The sequence below is a fragment of the Loigolactobacillus bifermentans DSM 20003 genome, assembly GCF_001434575.1.
Lineage (GTDB): Bacteria > Bacillota > Bacilli > Lactobacillales > Lactobacillaceae > Loigolactobacillus > Loigolactobacillus bifermentans.
The window spans coordinates 1-3,761 of record NZ_AZDA01000109.1 but is presented as its reverse complement, the minus strand read 5'-3'; the positions used below and the strand labels follow the sequence as shown (position 1 = coordinate 3,761).

Below are 3,761 nucleotides of genomic sequence, written 5' to 3'. Positions count from 1 at the left end.
GTAAACGCGGTTCTGAATGTCTCTTAAAACCTGTCTCAAATATTGACTTCAATCCACAATCGGCTTGTCCGCTTTGTCATACTACGTCTTAGAGCCGGTGATCGCCGGTAAACCGGTTCACATTTTTCAATGTAACGTGAACTGGAAAAAACTCTGGTTGCCAACGATGGTGGCCATTGTGCTCCTAGGTGTTAACGGGGAGAGCGTCGTCAAAGCCGCGCCCCCAGTCTCAACACTGGAGCAAAATTTGTGGATCAGCGGAATTCGTCAAGACGTTAATCTGATTCAGTCGACCCATACCGCCATTTTAGCGAACACGGGACCGGTGACAACGGCGGGGGAAAAGACGAAGGTGCACGTGCCCACGGGAGTATCAATTATCGGGGACAGCGTGACACTCGGTACTCGTGATTATTTAGGACAACACGTCGCTAACAGTACGATCGACGCGGAAGGGGACCGAACGATGAACTTGGCTGACCAAGTCTTGATAGCGCAGCAACGGAATCATCGTTTACGTCAGGACGTGGTGATCTGCATCGGGACCAACGCCCTCGACGGTTACCGGGTCCAGATTATGAAGCTGATCGACGCCTTAGTGCCCGGTCACCGGCTGATCTTCATGACGCCGTATAACGCGCAGACCCAGTCAGATTGGAATTCGAGCAAGTTAGCAGTCTTCGAGTGGACGCTTCCTGCCAAGTACAAATACGTCACGATCGCCGATTGGGAGAAGGTCGCGGGGCAACATCCGGCCGTTTTTGCCGGCACGGACGGCGTGCACTTTGGTGGCGTCCACGCGGGTGATGTCTTATACGCGCAGGTGATCAACCAGGCACTGAAGGTGGCCCGGACGAAACCATGTAAATAGATCGTCCTAGTTAATAGGGTTAAAAACACGGTTGCAGCATTGTGGCCGTGTTTTTTGGTGTTAAAGAAAGCGGATACTGAAAATTTTGCGATTAATTTATGAATGAATCATCAGAAATTAATGAGAGCTCCGACGGAAATTGGAAATGCGCTTAAAATTTGTACACGGATGAACTATAATGGAGACTGAGAATAAAACCGTTTTCAATAACGACTTTGATTCTGCTGAAAATGGTTTTTAAGCTAAAAATCACAAGGAGGCAATATTATGAGTAGTCGAGAGACAGCAAATGTTTTATGGTTTAACGAGTTACATCGCGAAGACGTGAACTTGGTGGGTGGTAAATCATCCTCACTGGGGGAAATGACGTCTTCCATGGATGTACCGGTACCTTACGGCTTTGCAACGACCGCCCGTGCATACCGTTACTTTATGGCAGAGACGGGGTTAAACGACAAGGTTAACGCCTTGCTCGAGGGCATCAAGGACTACGAAAACTCAGATGAGTTGCACCATGCATGTGAACAAATTCGGAATCTAATTGTGAACGCGACCATGCCAGATGATTTAGCGCAAGATATTAAGACGGCCTACGCTGATTTGGCCGATAAGATGGGCCAAAAGGATCCGTTCGTGGCTATTCGTTCCTCAGCAACGGCGGAAGATCTGCCCGACGCATCATTTGCGGGGCAACAGGAATCATACTTAAACATTAAAGGGGCCGACGACGTTACTGACCGGGTTCAAGAATGTTATTCATCATTGTTTACCGACCGGGCAACGTATTACCGGCATAAACAAAACTTCCCGTATGAAAAAGTCGCCTTGTCGGCTGCCATTCAAATGATGGTCTTCTCCAAGGCTTCCGGAGTCATGTTCTCCGTGAACGTGGCCAACGGTGATGATACGAAAATCGTGATCGATGGCATTTACGGCTTAGGTGAATACATCGTGTTAGGGAAGGTCACCCCCGACCACTTTGTTGTGGATAAAGACTCAATGAAGATTGTTGAAAAGAACATCATTAAGCAACCAATCGAATTGATGCGGCAACCCGATGGCGGGACGGTCGAAAAAGAAGTTCCCGCGGACTTACAAGACCAGCCCGTTTTGACGGACGACCAGGTGATTGAATTAGCCGGTTATGTTAAGAAAATTGAACAACATTATGGCTGCTACATGGATATGGAATACGCGTTGGACACCAACACGAACCGGTTGTGGATCGTCCAAGCACGTCCCGAAACCGTTTGGTCTCAACGGAACAAGCAAAAGAAGGCCGACGCCGAAGAAGACGCCAACGTTGTTTCTGAAAGTGACGCGCAGGTTGCCGTTCGCGGGTTACCAGCAAGTCCCGGCTTAGCTAGTGGTGTCGTCCACGTGATCGATAGTCCTAAAGATATTGACCAGTTTAAGGCCGGTGAAGTGCTGGTCACGTTAATGACGTCACCAGACTGGGTCCCCGCTATGAAGAAGGCCGCGGCCATTGTAACTAACTTCGGTGGGATGACCTGTCACGCGGCCATCGTTTCACGTGAAATGCAGATCCCATGTATTGTTGGGACGAAGAGTCAGCACGTGGCGGCAACCGACGCACTGAAGACCGGCGACGTGGTGACGGTCGACGCTAAAAACGGGATTGTTTACATGGGTAAAGTTGCCAGTCTGTTGAAGAAATCGACGCCCGCTGCTCAAACGGGCCAAGTCGTGGCCGCCGAAACCTTCGCACCAACGGCTACCGGCGTCATGATGAACTTGGGTGATCCCGAGTTAGCCGAAAAGTATTCAACGTTACCCGCTGACGGGATCGGGCTGATGCGTGAAGAATTCCTCTGGACAACGTACATTCACGAACACCCACTCTACTTGATCGAACAGAGCCATCCTGAAACGGTGGTCAACATGCTCGCTAACGGGATTGCCAAGGTCGTTCGGGCAATGGCGCCACGGCCGGTTGTCTTACGGCTATCGGACTTCAAGTCCAGCGAGTACCGTAAACTTAAAGGTGGCGACAAGTACGAGCCACATGAATCCGCCGATCTATTAGGCTGGCGGGGCGCGTCACGGTATTATGATCCGAAATACATCGATGCTTTTAAGTTGGAATTAGCCGCGGTTAAGAAGGTTCGTAATGAATTTGGCCTGAAGAACTTAAACATCATGATTCCGTTCGTACGGACCGTTGAAGAAGCACAAAAGGTCACTGACATCATTAAAGGTGAAGGCTTGATCCGGAGCGCCGACTTCAAGGTTTACATGATGGCTGAAATTCCAACCAACATCATTTTGGCGGACCAGTTTAACCAGTTCGTCGACGGTTACTCGATCGGTTCAAACGACCTGGCAATGTTGATCTTGGGCTGTGACCGGAATAACGATACGGTCGCACACCTTTTTGACGAACGGAACCTCGCTGTTAAACGCGCCATTCGCCACCTGATCAAGACCGCGCACAAGGATGGTAAGACGGTATCAATTTGTGGGCAGGCGCCGTCTGAATATCCAGACTTCACGAATTTCCTGATTCAAAGCGGGATCGACTACGTTTCGGTCAACCCCGACATGGTCAAGGAAACCAAGCGCAACGTCGCGCACTTTGAACAACGGATCATGTTGGACAAAGCGACTGGCCGAGGTCTTCAAGATCCAGCCGACTACGATTGGGAATAATTACCGTTGATCAGTAAATTAGACTAAAAATGCACGTTGATCGCAATTGCGGTCAACGTGCATTTTGATATTACCAAGTAATTTTGTATTGATCGTCCGTGGTGGCCTGTAACTTAAAGTTCGGAAACCACTGGTGGATTGAAGTCAATATTTGAGACAGGTTTGGCAAATTACAAGTTTAATCCGAACAAGCCCGGAATCTTTCAATGGCAGTCTGTTG

Annotated in this window: 2 protein-coding genes; both read left to right on the top strand. The window is 49.3% G+C overall.

The window, feature by feature from the left end; all coding sequences use genetic code 11:
* Positions 1 to 73: 73 nt before the first annotated feature.
* A complete protein-coding gene (locus tag FC07_RS11970; RefSeq protein WP_057905327.1) occupies positions 74 to 871 on the top strand; it encodes an SGNH/GDSL hydrolase family protein in 798 nt (265 codons plus the stop codon).
* Between the two features lie 267 nt (positions 872 to 1,138).
* Positions 1,139 to 3,541, top strand: a complete 2,403-nt coding sequence (gene ppsA / locus FC07_RS11965; protein WP_057905326.1) for a phosphoenolpyruvate synthase — start codon at positions 1,139 to 1,141, stop codon at positions 3,539 to 3,541.
* Positions 3,542 to 3,761: the final 220 nt, after the last annotated feature.

Excerpts from the sequence above, each read along its gene's own strand:
- ppsA (WP_057905326.1), top strand. The coding sequence starts at position 1,139 with ATGAGTAGTCGAGAGACAGCAAATGTTTTATGGTTTAACGAGTTACAT.